This window comes from Facklamia hominis CCUG 36813 (genome assembly GCF_000301035.1).
GTDB classification, from domain to species: Bacteria; Bacillota; Bacilli; order Lactobacillales; family Aerococcaceae; genus Facklamia; species Facklamia hominis.
Map to the genome: position 1 here is coordinate 536,159 of NZ_JH932292.1, position 15,432 is coordinate 551,590.

Here is a 15,432-nt window from a genome sequence, read left to right on the forward strand (position 1 = left end):
CCTTTATCTATTCCTTAAAATAAGTTAATTAATTTCGGTAAAAATAATAAGCCACCAATCAAAACAGCTGCTAGAGCGGTTATTAAGACAGCGCCTGCTGCAACATCCTTAACCCGCTTGGCTATGGGATGCCACTGATTGCCAACAGTTAGGTCGGTCAAATACTCAAGGGCGGAGTTTACCATCTCTGCCACGATAACTTGACTTACAGTTAGTACCAATATCACCCACTCCAAGCTTGAAAAGGATAATCTTCCAGCTAGAGCGAAAACCAACCCCATAGTCACAGCATGAAAACGTAAATTACGTTCATGGCAAAAGGCGAAAACGATCCCTTGACAAGCTGTAATTACTGATTCTAAAAAATTGGTGTTTTTAAGATGTTTATCGACAGAGGCCATATTCTTTTAATACCTCATCTTGTAGGGCAAACATTTCTTTTTCTTCTTCAGCCGTTTGGTGGTCATACCCATTCAAATGCAGAAAACCATGAACCGCTAAAAAGCCTAATTCACGATCAATAGAATGACCGTACTCTATCGCTTGTTCTTTAGCTCGTTCAATTGAAATGATGATATCTCCTAAGTGCGGAGCAATCTGTGGACTCTCTTCCAATTCCACAAAAGAATCCAGTTCTAACCACTCCTCACCTTCATTCAATGCAAAGGATAGCACATCCGTGGCTTGATCTTTATTGCGGAAATCCCGGTTCAATTGCTGTATACGCTCATTATCAACAATTGAAATGTCCACTTCACTGTGGGGATTGACCTCTAATTTTTTACTGGCTAAATTAATTAATTCCTTTAATAAATCGCTTTGATCTAGGGTAAGGTAATTTTCATCATCGATAATTTCAATGTTCATCTCATTAACTCCTTTCATACTTAGTGGGGATACTCAATCCTTGTGTGGTACATAGACGCAATCCCCTTGATAATTGATTGACGAACCTTAAGTAATTCATCAGCCGTTAACTGACAATCGGCAAATTGTCCATCCTTCAATTTTGATTGGATTATTTGATCCAATAAATTTTCAATGGATGTTTGATCATAGTGTTTCAATGTTCTAGACGCTGCTTCCATCGAATCAGCAATCATCGTAATCGCTGCTTCCTTAGTCTGAGGAATCGGGCCCGGATACCGAAAATCAGCTTCCTCAACTGTAGGATCTGTCTCTTTGGCTTGATAGTAAAAATATTGAGTAGAGGTCGTTCCATGATGCTGTTGACAAATATCAATAATTGATTGAGGGAGCCCCTCTTCTTGAAGTAATCTCACTCCCTCAGTGACATGATCGATAATAACCTGAGAAGATTCTTGAGGTGTCAGCATTTGATGGGGAGACTCAATGCCACCTGACAAATTCTCCACAAAGAAGAGAGGATGGATCGTCTTGCCCACATCATGATAATAGGCTGCAACCCGTGTCAGTAAAGAATCCCCACCAATCGTTTCAACGGCATTAGCTGCTAAATTTGCCACCATCATTGAATGGTGATAAGTTCCAGGAGCTTTTTCAATGAGACGCTTTAAAAGCGGGTGATTCAAATTTGCTAACTGATTTAGTGTCATCGGAGAACGACTAGATAGCAATTGATCATAATAGGGTTCCAAAAGTACCCATATTAAAAAACCGAATAGATTAGATAAAACTGTCGATGCAAGAATCCAAAGAACTTGTTTTGAATTAACCGGTATCGATAAAGCACTCATAATAGGGATCGCTAAAAACAATTGCCCCAATAGTGTATAAAGAAAGAAGCGCTGTCTTCTAAACGATCGTTTAATTTCTCCTTGCCAAAGAATATATATGACCGTTAAAAGGCTGGATAACAGATAAAACAGGCTAACATAAATCACCAGGGTCTGGCTTTCATTATTTGTAAGTACAAAGATGGCAAAAATATGAACAACTAGAACAAATAGTAAACTATGCTTCAAATTAGTTTTAGTATAAAGAAGCAAAGGGAAAACAGCCATCGGCACTAAAAGATTCGCATATAAAAAGTGATGGATCTGTAGCCATTGACTCAATTCAATACTTAGCAATGCTCCGGCAAGGATAATGGCATAAGCTGTCAAGTTCTTACTTTTTTGATCCAAGTCTGATCGATCGAAACCTACATAAAACAACCTTACTAATAAAAGTCCATGGATTAGGATGAGTCCCAAGAAAACCCATATTTTCATCGAATTTTTCTGTCGATTTAAATAGCCGTAAAGTTCTAATTGTCGCAAATTAGTTGGCTTAATCACATGTCCAGCTTGAATAATTACTTGACCTTGTAAAATATAAGAAGTTTGAACATTCGCTTCTGCTTCATCTTTTAATCGTTTTGTTTCACTTTCAGAATAAATCAAAGTTGGTTTGATCGAATAACTTAAAATATTTAAAGCGAGCTGCTGAAGTTCTAAAGGTAAAGATCCAGCTGCCATTTGCGTTCTTATATTAAGAAGTTCTTGGCCAAGCTGACTAGCACTTAATTCTTGGCTCATCGTGTCTTTAATCACTTGAAGCAATTCGTCTTGTAGTAAATCCAAGTCCTGAGCATCCAACAGTAGGAGCAGACGCAAATTATCTTGTCGTAATTGATCAATTAATGCTTGTAAGTCTGCAGGTGGATCTAGAAAAACTAGCTGGGCTAAGACACTTTGAAGGCTCGGTGATAATTCATCGAAACTTAGAGACTGCGATGCTTCAGGAAGATATTGCTTGATCTGTTCAAGATCAATAGATTGATCCGGCCCTTTATCCTTAATAAGCTCAACTAATTGCGACTGGGTATAAGTTCGATTCTTCCACTCGCGAACATAGGAGAAAAACTGATCCAAACGATCTCGTTCTATTTCAAGTAGATCTTCTTGAAAAACATAAATATCTGCAATCGCTTCTCGAGCTCGTTGCCGATTTAACTGAGTTTGATAGCTATCTTCCATCGTCGAAGGGGCTAATATTGTCACATCCGATACGTGGTTAACTTTAAAATCATAGGACCTCGGCTGGACATGATGGTACCCGATAAGTGCAATTAAGCCACTTAAAATAGCAATGATGAATACTGAATAAAAAGGGCCCAGCTTTTCATAAAAAACTTGTAGTCGCCGATTCATGGCAATCTCTCCTTATTTTTTTAAGTAGCCTGACTATACGCCTTAATAATTTCTGCGACAACTGGATGACGTACAACATCCATTTCATCAAAACTAACAAACTGAATCCCTTGAATCCCTCTCAAATGTTCTCTAGCATGAATAAGACCTGATTGAACACCCTTAGGAAGATCAATTTGAGTTTGGTCGCCATTAATGATCATTTTAGATCCAAATCCTAATCGGGTTAAGAACATTTTCATTTGAGCTGTCGTCGTATTTTGTGCTTCATCTAAAATCACAAAAGCATCATCTAGGGTCCGTCCGCGCATATAGGCTAGAGGTGCAATCTCAATAACCCCTCGTTCCATTAATCGGTTGGTATGCTCAGCACCATAGACAGCATATAGCGCATCATAGATTGGCCGCAAATATGGATCAACCTTTTCCTTTAAATCTCCTGGTAAAAAGCCTAAATTCTCCCCTGCTTCAACTGCTGGACGCGTTAAAATTAACTTCTTGACCTTCCCTTCACGCATCGCTTGAACAGCCATTACAACGGCTAAAAATGTTTTTCCGGTTCCAGCTGGACCAATACCAAACACCATATCTTTCTTTTCAATGGCCTGAATATACTGTAACTGACCATAGGTCTTACAACGAATAGCAGATCCTTCAGCTGTTCGGCCAATTACCCGATCATATAGATCGATAAAATGATCGATCTGATTATTCTTAGCCATCTTAATCGCCGTTACCAGATCCATTTGTCGAAGAGGAATGCCTCGCTCTAACAAGGCTAAAAGGTTCAAGATGATCGATCGCACTTGTTGTGTTGAGAGCTCATCATCCGACTCAATAGAGATGACCTCCCCCCGATTAGCAATCATTACATCAAAAGCCTCTTCTAATTGACGCAAATTCTTATCATGATTACCTAAGATTTGTAATAACCACTCTGTGTTTGATACATTTACTTGACTTGTATAGGCTCCACGTTGATTCAATCCTCGTTCTCCTTTATTATCCTGATTTACTTTTAGATTACCATAAAAAGTAGCCAATGAGTATCATTATAGCTTGTTGAATGGTATTTTGCTGGCTTTGTTCGATAAAAAAAGAAGGGGGCAAGCCCCCTCTCTTTTCATGAAAATAAAAATTTTCAATATTTCATTTTTGCTTATGCGCTACGTCTAATACTTACGTTTACGAGCGGCTTCTGATTTCTTCTTACGACGAACACTTGGTTTTTCGTAAAATTCACGTTTACGCGCTTCTCTCAAAGTACCTGTTTTAGAAACGTTACGCTTAAAGCGGCGAAGAGCGTCATCCAAAGATTCGTTATCACGAACAATTGTTTTTGACATATGGTTCCCCTCCCTCCGAGCTTATAGTAACCTTTCTTAGAATTAATCTTCTAAACAAAGTCCTTTTAGAATTATACCACGATTCCATTCAGATGCAAAGTCTAGAAATTATTTTTTGGCAATAAATCGATTTATTGAAGCTCACTTTCAGGGAGAAGTTGGCAATCTTCACATAAACCAAAGACTTCAAAACGATGTGATAACACCTTGACACTGGATAGATCCGTATGGACCTCTTCTAAGGGACAAGCATCCAGTACTAAAGCTTTTCCGCAATTCACACAGATAAAATGATGATGGTGATGATGACAATCGTGACCTAATTGGCAAGATAAACGAAAAAGTTGTTCATTTTGGTACTCAGTCGATTCCAGAAGTCCAATTTCTACAAAATCATACAAGTTACGATAGGTAGTATTATAGGACATCGTTGGATAAATTTCTTCCAAAGCCTTATGAATCGTGAGCGCCGTCAAATATCGTTGGTTATCTGCAAATAAACTAAGAATCTCTGTCCGCTTTTTGGTAATCTTAAATCCTGCCTCCCTTAACTGTTGATGCCCCAACTCAATCAGTCGATTCACTTCCGTTGAATAGGGAGTTTTTTTCAAGTGAACTGGCTTCATAATTCTCACTTCCTTATAATATGATAAACTATGCATAAACAATCATCTAAAACATAGGAGTGTACTCATGACACAAGCTATCCCATCAATTCATCTCTTCCTGATTTCTGACTCTATCGGTGAAACAGCCCTAAAAGTTGCCCAGGCTGCTATTGTTCAATTTCCTAGTATAGAGTCAGTATTACACAAATGGGTTTTTATTTCAAAAGATGAGGACCTAAGTTCTTTGAAAAAGAGTTTAATCGATCATCAAGGCATTGCTCTTCTAACTCTGGCTGACCAAAACCTTGCAGAGGAAATCACTCAATTTTGCCAGACCCATGACTTAGACTATTTCAATCTACTTCAACCTTTAACACAACTAATTGAAAAACGAACTCTGGTCAAACCTAGCCAAGAAGCTGGAGCCCAACACGAACTGGATGCTGCTTATTTTAAGCGCATTGAAGCCATGGAATTTGCTAGTAAATACGACGACGGAAACAATCCGTCCATTTTTGATGAAGCCGACATCCTACTACTAGGCATCTCCCGCACTTCAAAAACCCCCTTATCCATGTATCTAGCCACCTTAGGCTACAAGGTCACCAATCTCCCTTTGATCCCAGAAAATTCACTTCCCGACTCGCTCTTTAAAATCGACCGCAAAAAGATCATCGGTCTAACAAATGACCTTGAAATCATTCAAAAATTTAGACAAAAACGCATGGAAGAGTTTGGTATCCAAGGAGCCAGTCAATACGCTTCCCGCAGTCGTATTCAAGCAGAATTAGACTATGCCGATCAAATATATCAACAACTCGAGTGCCCAGTGATTAATGTTGCTGATCGTTCTATCGAAGAAACTGCCCAACTCATCATCCAGGATATGGACAATGCAATCAATCACTGATCCTTTAACCACTCTTGATACAATTGAAGCAAATATGATCGCACATCCATATCATATGCCGCATTAAGATTAGAATCAGCCAAACTCTCCTGGATAGGCCCACATGACAGGGCCTGTCCATTTTTTAAAAGCAAAGCATGGCTACCATATTTTTTAGCGAGGGACAAGTCATGCACCACTGAAACAATAATCCGGTCACCTTGACCTAACCACTCTTTTAGACCATCATATAAACGTTTTTGATAATTAAGATCAATAAAGTTACTGGGTTCATCTAATAACAAAATCGATGGTTCTTGAGCAAAGGCTTGACTCAAGAACACCTTTTGTCGTTCTCCTCCAGACAGATTATTCAAAGAATCTCTTCGCTTATGAACAATCCCTGTATCGTTCAAATAATGATTAACGAGTTGCCAATCCTTAGTTGTCAGATTTTTTAAGAAGCCTTTTAAATAGGGATACCTCCCCAATGCGACCACTTCTTCTACCAAATAATCATGAGAAAGGGACTGAATTTGAGGTAAGAACGCCATGTGCCTAGCTTTTTCTAGGTTAGAATATGTCTTTAGATCTCGTCCCTTCAAAAAAATGGATCCCCTATAATCCATTTCACCAGAAAGCGCCTTTAAAAAACTTGATTTCCCAGCACCATTTGGCCCACAAATCATCCACCATTGACCGACCATTAAGTCCAAACTTGCTAACTCAAATAGGACTTGATCTTTTATCTGGATCGATACGTCTTTACACTCTAACATACGCCACCTCGTGTTCGTTTGACTAATAAATAGAAAAAGATGAGTGTTCCAATAATGGATGTGATAATACCAATCGGAATCTCTAAAGGACGGATCAAAGTTCGTGCAACCAAATCAGCTACGGCTAAAAAATTCCCCCCTAAAAACAGGCTCACGGCTACCAAATAGCGATGATTCGACCCAACAATCATTCGACTCATATGAGGAATAATCAAGCCCACAAAGGCAATTGATCCCGCTACCGCCACACTCAAGCCTACCTGAATCGAAACTAAGATTAATAAAAGTAGACGGACACGATAAACATTGACCCCTAGATTACGAGCCTGCTCCCCTCCTAAAGCAAGAGCATTCAGGTCTTGGCTATAACGATAAAGAAACAACACATTAATCACTAAAGCAAAGGCTAAAATGCAAGCATCATGATAAGTTGTCGCAGATAGCGAACCAAGTGTCCAAAATACTAAGGTTTGCAGCTGATCTTTGGCTAACAAAAGCAATAAATTTAATCCCGCAGAAACTAACATTGAGAAAATAATTCCTACTAAAATTAAACTTTGATGGCTTAGTCGTTGATCAAACAAACGAGTAAAGGTCAAGACAAGTAACAAGGAAATAAAAGCAAAAGTTGCAGCTAAGATAAAACGACTATCAAATTGATACACAGAAAAATGAGGAAAATAAAGAATCGCTAATCCAGCTCCTAAAGCAGCTCCAGAAGAAACCCCTAATGTAGACCCGTCTGCCAAGGGGTTTTTTAATAAACTCTGCATGGTCAGCCCAGCCAATGATAAGCCTGCTCCAATCAAAAAAGCATTCAATATACGCGGCAAACGAACCGCTAAAATAATCGTCTGATTGGATGGATTTAAACCGCTCCACTCCTCTTTGAAAAGGGAAACCAGAGAAAGGTAAACCTGGTGAAATGAGATAGATACAGATCCCCACACTAAACAAAGCCCAAGGATCATCAAACTGATCATTGGGCCTAGGATCCAAATTAAGAGGAGCCGTTTATTTTTCTTCATATACAAATTCATACAAGGACTTCATAGCATCTACTAAACGAGGTCCTGGACGTGTAAAGGAGGAATTATCAGCTGCAAAGACTTTTTTATCTTTAACAGCTGCCACATCTGCCCAAGCTTCACGACCTAAAATTTCGTCAACGGCTGATGGCGCCCCTTCATCCATCGGCATAAAGCTCGTTACAATGTATGATGGATTTAACTTCAAGACCTGTTCCTCAGAGACTTCAACGAAGCCATCTTGATCCTTAAAAATGTTATCTAATCCTAATAAGTTACCTAATTCATCCATGAAGGTATTCTTACCAGCAGTCCATAAACCAAATTCAATTGGAGAAATTTCATAATAGACTGAATTTGAATCGAGGTTCTTTTGACTGGCTTTGTCTTGATATTCTTTAAAAGAAGCTTTCATATCTTCAATTAATTGACTGGCTTCATCTTCATGTCCAACTAATTGTCCTAATAACTCAATCGAATGATACACTTCCTCGATCGTTTGAGCGTCTGTGATAAAGACTTTAATGCCTAAATCTTCCAACTGCTTTAATTGATCTTCACTTAAAGACATCTTGGAAGCAATTACTAATTGAGGATCTTTAGCGATAATTTCTTCCACGTTCATTTCTTGACCCGTTGTAATGGATGGAATAGATTCTACCTTATCTGCAGGATAATCCACGTAATCTCCACGTGCAATAATTGTATCCCCCGCACCAATTGCGAATAAGATTTCAGCATCAGACGGCATTAAGGTTACGACTTTATCTACTTTTCCTTCTTCTAAAACAAGCTCTCGACCTGCCATATCTTCAATGGTTAACTCTTCTGCCGAAACTGGACTCGTCAAGAACAAGGTTAAACATAGAAAAGCTAGTAACAATTGCCATTTCAATAATCTTTTTTTCATAAGACATCTCCTTTTTTAAAAATTTATCACACAAATTATAACATTTATTCCAATAATTTGCTAAAGTATTTCCAATCTTTATAGATTATATTTTGACGAGTAAAATCTAATTTTCCTTCTTCCCGTAACTCCTTAACGACTTTACCAGCGGTCTCACGCGTCGTCCCTGCCACACTAGCTAATTCCATAATCGTTAAGGGATGCGGGATAATCACATGATCCGGCATAAATTTGCCCATATCATACATCCAAATAGCCAATGTTTGAATAACTCGCATGGTTGCACTAGGAATCGCCGTCATTTGTACCCGTTTTTCTAAATAATATTGAATATCCGTTAAGTTACTATAAACATAGGCCAATTGTTCACTATTTGAACGAACAATATCCTCCATTAATTTCTTTGGAATATAAAACAAATCAACATCTGTGACAGCAATCGCATCATAAATATGTTCACTACGATTCATAAACTCGGCGTAAGGGAAAAAACTCTCTTCACCCACATAATCCAAATAGCGATAATCGCCACTCGCATCTTCTCTCTCCAAACGAACTAACCCTTTAAAATTAAAATAAGAATAGATAATCGGATCCTCTCGAAAGAAAATATACTGTCCTTTAGAAATATGATGAAATAAAGCCGAAGAAGTAATTTGATTAGCTTGTTCTAAAGTCAGACGAGAAAAAAAGTCATAGTCTTCTAATTGTTCAACATAACGCTCCAAATCTCGGTTAACCATATAAGCCCCCTCTCATTCATTAATACTGCCTTACACAAGGACAAAGCAGCCTATCACGTGTCCTTTTCATGTCATACGTTCATTATGTCATGATTCTGACTTTCTTTCAAGATAAAAGCGATTAAACATTATAATCGATGAGCAAGTATCAATAAGATTTTAATATAAACGTTTATATTTCACTTATTTTTAATGTTAGGCACAAACGTGCTTTTCCTTCTAGTTATCTTTTATCTAGTAAATCATAAGATCCAGGGAAACCTGCCCTGGATCTTTAATTTAACATTATTAAGACTAATCGACGTTAGACCTATTTTTCATAATGATTGAGCCATCTGAGTCTGCTTATTGTAGATATCAGCATAAAAGCCATCTAATTCCAATAAACTTTGATGATCTCCCCGTTCAACAATCTGCCCTTTATCCAAGACCAATATTAAATCAGCATGGAGAATCGTTGATAGACGATGTGCAATGATGAAGGTGGTTCTTCCTTCTTGCAAGACCTTCATGGCATTTTGAATGATCCTTTCGGTCTGGGTATCAATATGTGAAGTAGCCTCGTCTAATACTAAAATTTTTGGATCATTTACCAGTGTTCTGGCAAAAGCAATGAGTTGCCGTTCTCCCGAAGATAAGGACTGCCCTCGCTCTGCAAGTGGAGTATGTATTCCTTGATCAAGCTTAGCAAGCAAAGGGCCTCCTCCTACTCTTCTAAGCGCCTCCACTAATTGGTCATCCGTTAGTTCTTGATGATAACGGCGAATATTTTCTGCAACCGTCCCAGTAAACAAATAGGGTTCTTGTAAGACAATGCCCATTTGATCCCGAACACTCTCTCTGGAAAAATCTTTAATATCTTGTCCATCAATAAGAATTCTCCCTCTTTGAGGATCATAAAATCGCATCAATAAATTCATTAACGACGACTTACCAGATCCTGTCGTGCCCACCAAGGCGACCGTTTGCCCAGACTTCACCCTAAAGTTAATCTCCTTTAAAACTGGATGGTTCGCTTGATAAGCAAAACAGACATGATCGAAAACAACAGAACCTTCTTGCATCTGAAAGATTGAGTCAGGGTCTTCCTCAACTTGACTATCCAAAAGTTCAAAAACACGATGGGCAGCTACTAAGGCCTGCTGAAGAGAAACATTCATATAGACCATGTTGGTCAAAGGATCAAAGAGCATCATAATATAATTCATCACTAAATAGAATTTACCCACCGAATAAACCAGGTTCCCCTGAGTATTAACTGCCATAATATAGGCGATGAAACAAACCATCACCATGATCTTAATAAAATTCGACAATGACCATTCAAGAGTCGCTTCAATCTTTAAATATTTTAAGCGATTGGTCAACCATGACTGACTTAATTTAGAAAATTGCTCTTCCACATGCTCTTCCTGATTGAAAGACTGAATTAACGAAATACCTTGGACTAATTCACTGGTAGCTGAATTAATCTCACTACTTGACTCACGGTCATACTGATTAATTGGCTTAACTAATTTGGAATAAAACTGCTGCCAATAAATAAAAACAGGGATTAAGATCAATAAGGGAATGGCGATTCGATAATCGGTATAAAATAATGCCAAATATGCCCCAATAACCTTGGTAAAGTTCAATAAAATCTGAGTTGAAAAGGTCTGATAAAACTTCAAGCGAATCGTCTCCGTATCATTTACAATTCGCGAAGCAATTTTACCAGCCGGCTTATCATCAAAAAAAGAGACCGGTAAGGACTGCATACGGGCATAGGCTTGGTCACGCATCCAGCGAACAATGCGATTAGACCCAATTCCGGTTAACACACGGCTCAAATAGGATAAAGTGACTGCTAGCAGGGAAAGGATTAAATAGATTGTTAGTAACTGCAGCACTTTACTTGTTTCAAAAGATCCTTTGCTTTGAATCATTTGGGTCAAATAATCTAACAAATCAGAAATTAATCTAGGACAATAATAGAGTAAAATGGTTGATATAATCAACAATGTAATACCTAACAAGAATAAAAGCCATTCTTGTTTAATAGCTAATAATAACCGCTTAAATTCCTTCATTCACTTTTCCTCCCATCTGCTGCAAATGATACTGATCTGCGTACCATCCAGGCTGATTCTGCAATTCTATCGGCGTTCCCTCCTGGATGATGCGCCCTTGATCCAAAACAATAATATAATCAGCAGCTTGGACAGCTGAAAGTCGATGGGTCACAATTAGATTAGTTTGCCCAGAGCGAAGTTCATGAATATGATTAATAATCGTACGCTCTGTATTAGCATCGACGGCAGACAGGGCATCATCTAAAATAAGAATCGGAGCTTTAGCGATTAATGCACGAGCAATAGCCAAACGCTGCTTTTGTCCTCCTGATAAGGCCACGCCCTTTTCACCGACTAAGGTCTCTAAGCCCTGACTCAGTTGATCAATATCCTTAGCTAAATCGGCTGCCTGAAGAACCTGACCCAAGTCTTGCTCTGTGGCTGTAGGATTTGAAAAGAGAATATTCTCTTTAACCGATTGAGAAAACAAGAAGTGTTCCTGAGGCACATAAGCAAATTGCTGGCTTAAGGATTGAAGATCATAGTCTTCAATCGCTTGCCCATTAATCAACAACCGTCCCTGATTACCGACCGGCCATTGTCTTAATAATTGCCGGATGAGTGTTGTCTTTCCACTTCCCGTTTTTCCGACGATGCCCAGAGTTTCTCCTTCCTTCAAGGTGACTTGAATATCTCTCAGACTTGGCTGAGATTGAAGTGGATATTTAAAGCCATAATTTTGCCATTCAATGGAATGTATCTGGTCTAGTTTAAGCGATCCCGACTTGGAGAGATGATCCTGTGTTTCTTCAAGCTCACGAATTTTACGATATGCAACTCGACCTTGTTGTATATCTGAAAAAATACTTGCAATATCCCAAATCGAATAATTAAGCATCGTTAGATAAAGTTGAAAAGAAACCAACATCCCCAAAGTCACTTCACCCCTTTGTAATAATTGAGCACCATAGCCCATTCCAATAACCATGGCAATTGCTGAAAAGAGACTTGCCGCTTGATTATAAAGCCCAGTGATTTTGATATATGCATTATTACTTTGATTCACTGCTGCAGTTTTTTCTTTAAAATGAAATAGTTCCTCCTCTGCCTTAGACGTCGTACGAATAACACGGACACCTTCCACCACCTCCAACACCTGATCATTCAAGTGTGTAACAGATTCTCGCATCGTTTCATAACTTTTTTCTACTTTACTTGTTAGAAAATACATGATTACCCCATAAATTAATAAAGGTATTAAACTTAAAAGCGTCAACTTCCATGAAATGAAGCCTATCATTAGCACCATCAGAGTAATAATTGTCACGCCATCTAAGACAACAGCCATAAAGAACCATGCCATAACATAACCAATCGTTGGTATATCTTCCGTCATTCGCGTCATGAGGTCTCCTGAACGAAATTGTTCATAAAAAGAACTTCTCATAGCTAAAAGTCGTTTAAAGATCTTGATTCGAATGTGATGAATCAAAGAAAAACTTTCACCAAACACTAAATACATTAAGACGGCATTGCCAATATAAGCAATCGCTGCTGCCATAAACAGAGCAAACAAAAAAGCGAATCCTATTTTTTGAGTAAGCCCCCCTGCAACCATCTTATCAATGAATATTTGAATGATATAGGTAGGAGCCAATTCTGCAATCGCAGTAATAATAATTGCTACAAATGCTATAGAAAACTTTTTTGAATGCTTACGAATCGTTTCTAAATATAAACTAAACATTGTAACCTCATTTCTATTTTAAACACACAAAAACGCCTCTCCTATCGTCCATGATAAAAGAAGCGTCATAAATTGCATCGCTCGCTGAAGACAGTCACTTATCTCAGCCTAATTCTACCATTTTCAAAGGAGTATTATACATTAAACGATCTAGTAATTTTATAATGGTTCCCATCGTTAACACTCCTTTCTATGTTGATTTATATGTTTAATAATAGACCTATATGAAAGCCTTGTCAATTGTTATTTTTGGCTATTATTAAAAGTACCCAAAGTAAAAAAAATCCTCTTGCAAGCGATAGAGTAGAATGTGTCAGCTATTAATAGCTATTGATTCCACCCCAGCAAAATTGCAAAAGGACTTATTATATTCTAAATGTTTAACAAACTAACTAATCATCCATTACATTCTTTCAGGCGCTTTAATATTTAAGAGTGATAAAGCATCTTTCAAGACAATGGTAACTGCCTTAACTAGTTGGATCCGAGTTTCCAATTGGTCATTTTCTTCTAAGATTCTAACCTTAGCATAGTATTTGTTAGCTTGTTGCGCTAAAGTAATCGCGTACTTAGCGATGACAGATGGTTCATATTCAGTCGCTGCCTTGACAATCACTTCAGGATAATTTTGCAACAATTTGATAATTTCCCAAGAATTTTCATCATCTAAGTTGAAATCAACCGTGTCAGAAACTTCTTTACCATATTTTGCGATCACTGTATTTAACCGTGCATAGGTATATTGAACATATGGTCCCGTTTCTCCCTCGAATTGAACGACTTCATCTAGGTTGAAATCAAATGAATTCAGACGATCCGACTTCAAGTCGTGGAAGACAACTGCACCCACCCCAACTTGTTGGGCAACTTCTTGACGATTTTCTAGATTAGGATTTTTAGCCGCAATTTGTTCATCAGCGATTTCAATAGCTTCATGAAGCACTTTTTCCAATAAGACAATTTTCCCTTTCCGAGTGGATAATTTCTTACCATTTAAAGTAATCAAACCAAAAGGAATATGGTGCATATCGTCAGACCAATCATTGCCCATTTCCTTCAGAACAGCCTTTAATTGTTTAAAGTGATCACTCTGTTCGCTTCCCACAACATAAAGACTTTGAACGAAATCAAAGGTCCGTTTACGGTAATAAGCTGTCGCTAAATCCCGAGTTAAGTAAAGAGTCGCTCCGTCCGATTTTTTAATTAAGGCAATTGGTAAATTGTATTTATCCAAGTTAACAACCGTCGCACCATTTTCAATATGAGAGATGCCTTTATCTGCTAGGATATCAATGACTTCTTGCATCTTATCATTATAGAAAGACTCTCCAGTGTAGTAATCAAAATGGATATCCAACAAGTCATAGACTTTCTTAAAGGTCTTTATTGATTCATCCTTGAACCAATTCCATAAATCAAGATACTCTTGATTTCCTTCTTCTAATTCTTTAAAAACTTGCCGTGCTTGATCTTCAAGCTCTGGATTTTCTTCAGCTTTTTCATGGAAATCAACGTATAACTTAACTAATTCATTCACTGGGTCGGCTTTAACAACTTCTTCATCTCCCCAGCCTTTATAAGCAACGATTAACTTACCAAATTGAGTTCCCCAGTCACCCAAGTGATTAATACGAATTGGATTATAATTAATTTTTGCAAGAATTTTTGCAATAGACTCGCCCAATACTGTAGAACGTAAGTGCCCCATCGACATTGGTTTAGCAATGTTCGGTGATGACATATCAATCGGAACATTACCCCCTTTACCGACATCCGTACAACCATAGTCAGACCCTTTGGTTAAGATTTCTCCAATCACCGAATTACCATGAGCGCCTTTTTCGATGAAGAAGTTGATATAGGCACCCACTACTTGTACCTTCTCAAAACCAGATGGATCTAGCTTAGCAGCTAATTCCTCAGCGATTGCATTGGGTGCTTTCCGAAAAATCTTGGCTAGGCTAAATACTGGGAAGGCATAATCACCCAATTCGCTATTGCTTGGTTTTTCAATCAAACGACTTAGTTGATCCTTATCTAAATGCTCCGACAACTCTTTATGCAATAAATCAACAATTTTCTCTTTTACTGACATCATTTTCTTCCTTTCTTATTTGGTCTCGTATAAAAAAAGACCCCTGGGGAACCCCCCAGAGGCATATAAAATACACGGTACCACTCTGATTAGCCAGTCTAATAAACAGGCTATCTC

General features: G+C 38.1%; 14 protein-coding genes. 1 reads left to right on the forward strand and 13 read right to left on the reverse strand.

Annotated elements, in window-relative coordinates:
• Window positions 1–14: 14 nt before the first annotated feature.
• From HMPREF9706_RS02390 to HMPREF9706_RS02415, 6 genes are all read right to left on the reverse strand, one after another.
• Window positions 15–401: a diacylglycerol kinase family protein gene (locus tag HMPREF9706_RS02390; RefSeq protein ID WP_006907770.1), complete on the reverse strand. Its 387-nt coding sequence runs from the start codon at window positions 399–401 to the stop codon at window positions 15–17.
• Window positions 385–867 (reverse strand): rRNA maturation RNase YbeY, encoded by a 483-nt coding sequence (gene ybeY / locus HMPREF9706_RS02395; protein ID WP_006907771.1) that lies wholly within the window; start codon window positions 865–867, stop codon window positions 385–387. Before ybeY ends, HMPREF9706_RS02390 begins: the two co-directional genes overlap by 17 nt.
• A 20-nt stretch (window positions 868–887) precedes the next feature.
• Window positions 888–3,116: an HD family phosphohydrolase gene (locus HMPREF9706_RS02400; protein ID WP_006907772.1), complete on the reverse strand. Its 2,229-nt coding sequence runs from the start codon at window positions 3,114–3,116 to the stop codon at window positions 888–890.
• Between the two features lie 20 nt (window positions 3,117–3,136).
• The gene (locus HMPREF9706_RS02405) at window positions 3,137–4,102 is read right to left on the reverse strand and encodes a PhoH family protein (protein ID WP_006907773.1); all 966 of its coding nucleotides are present in this window, start codon (window positions 4,100–4,102) and stop codon (window positions 3,137–3,139) included.
• 186 nt (window positions 4,103–4,288) lie between these two features.
• The gene (gene rpsU / locus HMPREF9706_RS02410) at window positions 4,289–4,462 is read right to left on the reverse strand and encodes a 30S ribosomal protein S21 (protein WP_006907774.1); all 174 of its coding nucleotides are present in this window, start codon (window positions 4,460–4,462) and stop codon (window positions 4,289–4,291) included.
• Window positions 4,463–4,593: 131 nt separating this feature from the next.
• The gene (locus HMPREF9706_RS02415) at window positions 4,594–5,088 is read right to left on the reverse strand and encodes a Fur family transcriptional regulator (protein ID WP_006907775.1); all 495 of its coding nucleotides are present in this window, start codon (window positions 5,086–5,088) and stop codon (window positions 4,594–4,596) included.
• A gap of 67 nt (window positions 5,089–5,155) precedes the next feature.
• On the opposite strand from HMPREF9706_RS02415, the gene HMPREF9706_RS02420 reads away from it, so the two are divergent.
• Complete coding sequence (locus HMPREF9706_RS02420) at window positions 5,156–5,980, forward strand: pyruvate, water dikinase regulatory protein (protein WP_006907776.1); 825 nt, start codon at window positions 5,156–5,158, stop codon at window positions 5,978–5,980.
• Here HMPREF9706_RS02420 and HMPREF9706_RS02425 read toward each other — a convergent pair.
• The 7 genes from HMPREF9706_RS02425 to argS form a co-directional block, all read right to left on the reverse strand.
• The gene (locus HMPREF9706_RS02425; protein ID WP_006907777.1) at window positions 5,974–6,738 is read right to left on the reverse strand and encodes an ABC transporter ATP-binding protein; all 765 of its coding nucleotides are present in this window, start codon (window positions 6,736–6,738) and stop codon (window positions 5,974–5,976) included. The genes HMPREF9706_RS02420 and HMPREF9706_RS02425 overlap by 7 nt on opposite strands.
• Entirely contained in the window at window positions 6,732–7,778 is a 1,047-nt protein-coding gene (locus HMPREF9706_RS02430) for a FecCD family ABC transporter permease (protein ID WP_231285828.1), read from the reverse strand. The genes HMPREF9706_RS02425 and HMPREF9706_RS02430 overlap by 7 nt, the downstream gene beginning before the upstream one ends.
• Complete coding sequence (locus tag HMPREF9706_RS02435) at window positions 7,753–8,676, reverse strand: ABC transporter substrate-binding protein (protein ID WP_006907779.1); 924 nt, start codon at window positions 8,674–8,676, stop codon at window positions 7,753–7,755. The genes HMPREF9706_RS02430 and HMPREF9706_RS02435 overlap by 26 nt, the downstream gene beginning before the upstream one ends.
• 44 nt (window positions 8,677–8,720) lie before the next feature.
• Window positions 8,721–9,419: a Crp/Fnr family transcriptional regulator gene (locus HMPREF9706_RS02440; protein WP_006907780.1), complete on the reverse strand. Its 699-nt coding sequence runs from the start codon at window positions 9,417–9,419 to the stop codon at window positions 8,721–8,723.
• Between the two features lie 317 nt (window positions 9,420–9,736).
• Window positions 9,737–11,491, reverse strand: a complete 1,755-nt coding sequence (locus tag HMPREF9706_RS02445; RefSeq protein WP_006907781.1) for an ABC transporter ATP-binding protein — start codon at window positions 11,489–11,491, stop codon at window positions 9,737–9,739.
• Window positions 11,478–13,220: an ABC transporter ATP-binding protein gene (locus HMPREF9706_RS02450; RefSeq protein WP_006907782.1), complete on the reverse strand. Its 1,743-nt coding sequence runs from the start codon at window positions 13,218–13,220 to the stop codon at window positions 11,478–11,480. Before HMPREF9706_RS02450 ends, HMPREF9706_RS02445 begins: the two co-directional genes overlap by 14 nt.
• Before the next feature lie 403 nt (window positions 13,221–13,623).
• Window positions 13,624–15,315 (reverse strand): arginine--tRNA ligase, encoded by a 1,692-nt coding sequence (argS, locus tag HMPREF9706_RS02455; RefSeq protein WP_006907783.1) that lies wholly within the window; start codon window positions 15,313–15,315, stop codon window positions 13,624–13,626.
• Window positions 15,316–15,432: the final 117 nt, after the last annotated feature.

Bases quoted from the DNA above. Each gene is read 5' to 3' on its own strand.
- HMPREF9706_RS02425 (WP_006907777.1), bottom strand. From the start codon at position 6,738: ATGTTAGAGTGTAAAGACGTATCGATCCAGATAAAAGATCAAGTCCTA.
- rpsU (WP_006907774.1), bottom strand. From the start codon at position 4,462: ATGTCAAAAACAATTGTTCGTGATAACGAATCTTTGGATGACGCTCTT.
- HMPREF9706_RS02440 (WP_006907780.1), bottom strand. From the start codon at position 9,419: ATGGTTAACCGAGATTTGGAGCGTTATGTTGAACAATTAGAAGACTAT.
- HMPREF9706_RS02430 (WP_231285828.1), bottom strand. From the start codon at position 7,778: ATGAATTTGTATATGAAGAAAAATAAACGGCTCCTCTTAATTTGGATC.
- HMPREF9706_RS02420 (WP_006907776.1), top strand. From the start codon at position 5,156: ATGACACAAGCTATCCCATCAATTCATCTCTTCCTGATTTCTGACTCT.
- HMPREF9706_RS02415 (WP_006907775.1), bottom strand. From the start codon at position 5,088: ATGAAGCCAGTTCACTTGAAAAAAACTCCCTATTCAACGGAAGTGAAT.
- HMPREF9706_RS02435 (WP_006907779.1), bottom strand. From the start codon at position 8,676: ATGAAAAAAAGATTATTGAAATGGCAATTGTTACTAGCTTTTCTATGT.
- ybeY (WP_006907771.1), bottom strand. From the start codon at position 867: ATGAACATTGAAATTATCGATGATGAAAATTACCTTACCCTAGATCAA.
- HMPREF9706_RS02390 (WP_006907770.1), bottom strand. From the start codon at position 401: ATGGCCTCTGTCGATAAACATCTTAAAAACACCAATTTTTTAGAATCA.
- argS (WP_006907783.1), bottom strand. From the start codon at position 15,315: ATGTCAGTAAAAGAGAAAATTGTTGATTTATTGCATAAAGAGTTGTCG.
- HMPREF9706_RS02445 (WP_006907781.1), bottom strand. From the start codon at position 11,491: ATGAAGGAATTTAAGCGGTTATTATTAGCTATTAAACAAGAATGGCTT.
- HMPREF9706_RS02450 (WP_006907782.1), bottom strand. From the start codon at position 13,220: ATGTTTAGTTTATATTTAGAAACGATTCGTAAGCATTCAAAAAAGTTT.
- HMPREF9706_RS02400 (WP_006907772.1), bottom strand. From the start codon at position 3,116: ATGAATCGGCGACTACAAGTTTTTTATGAAAAGCTGGGCCCTTTTTAT.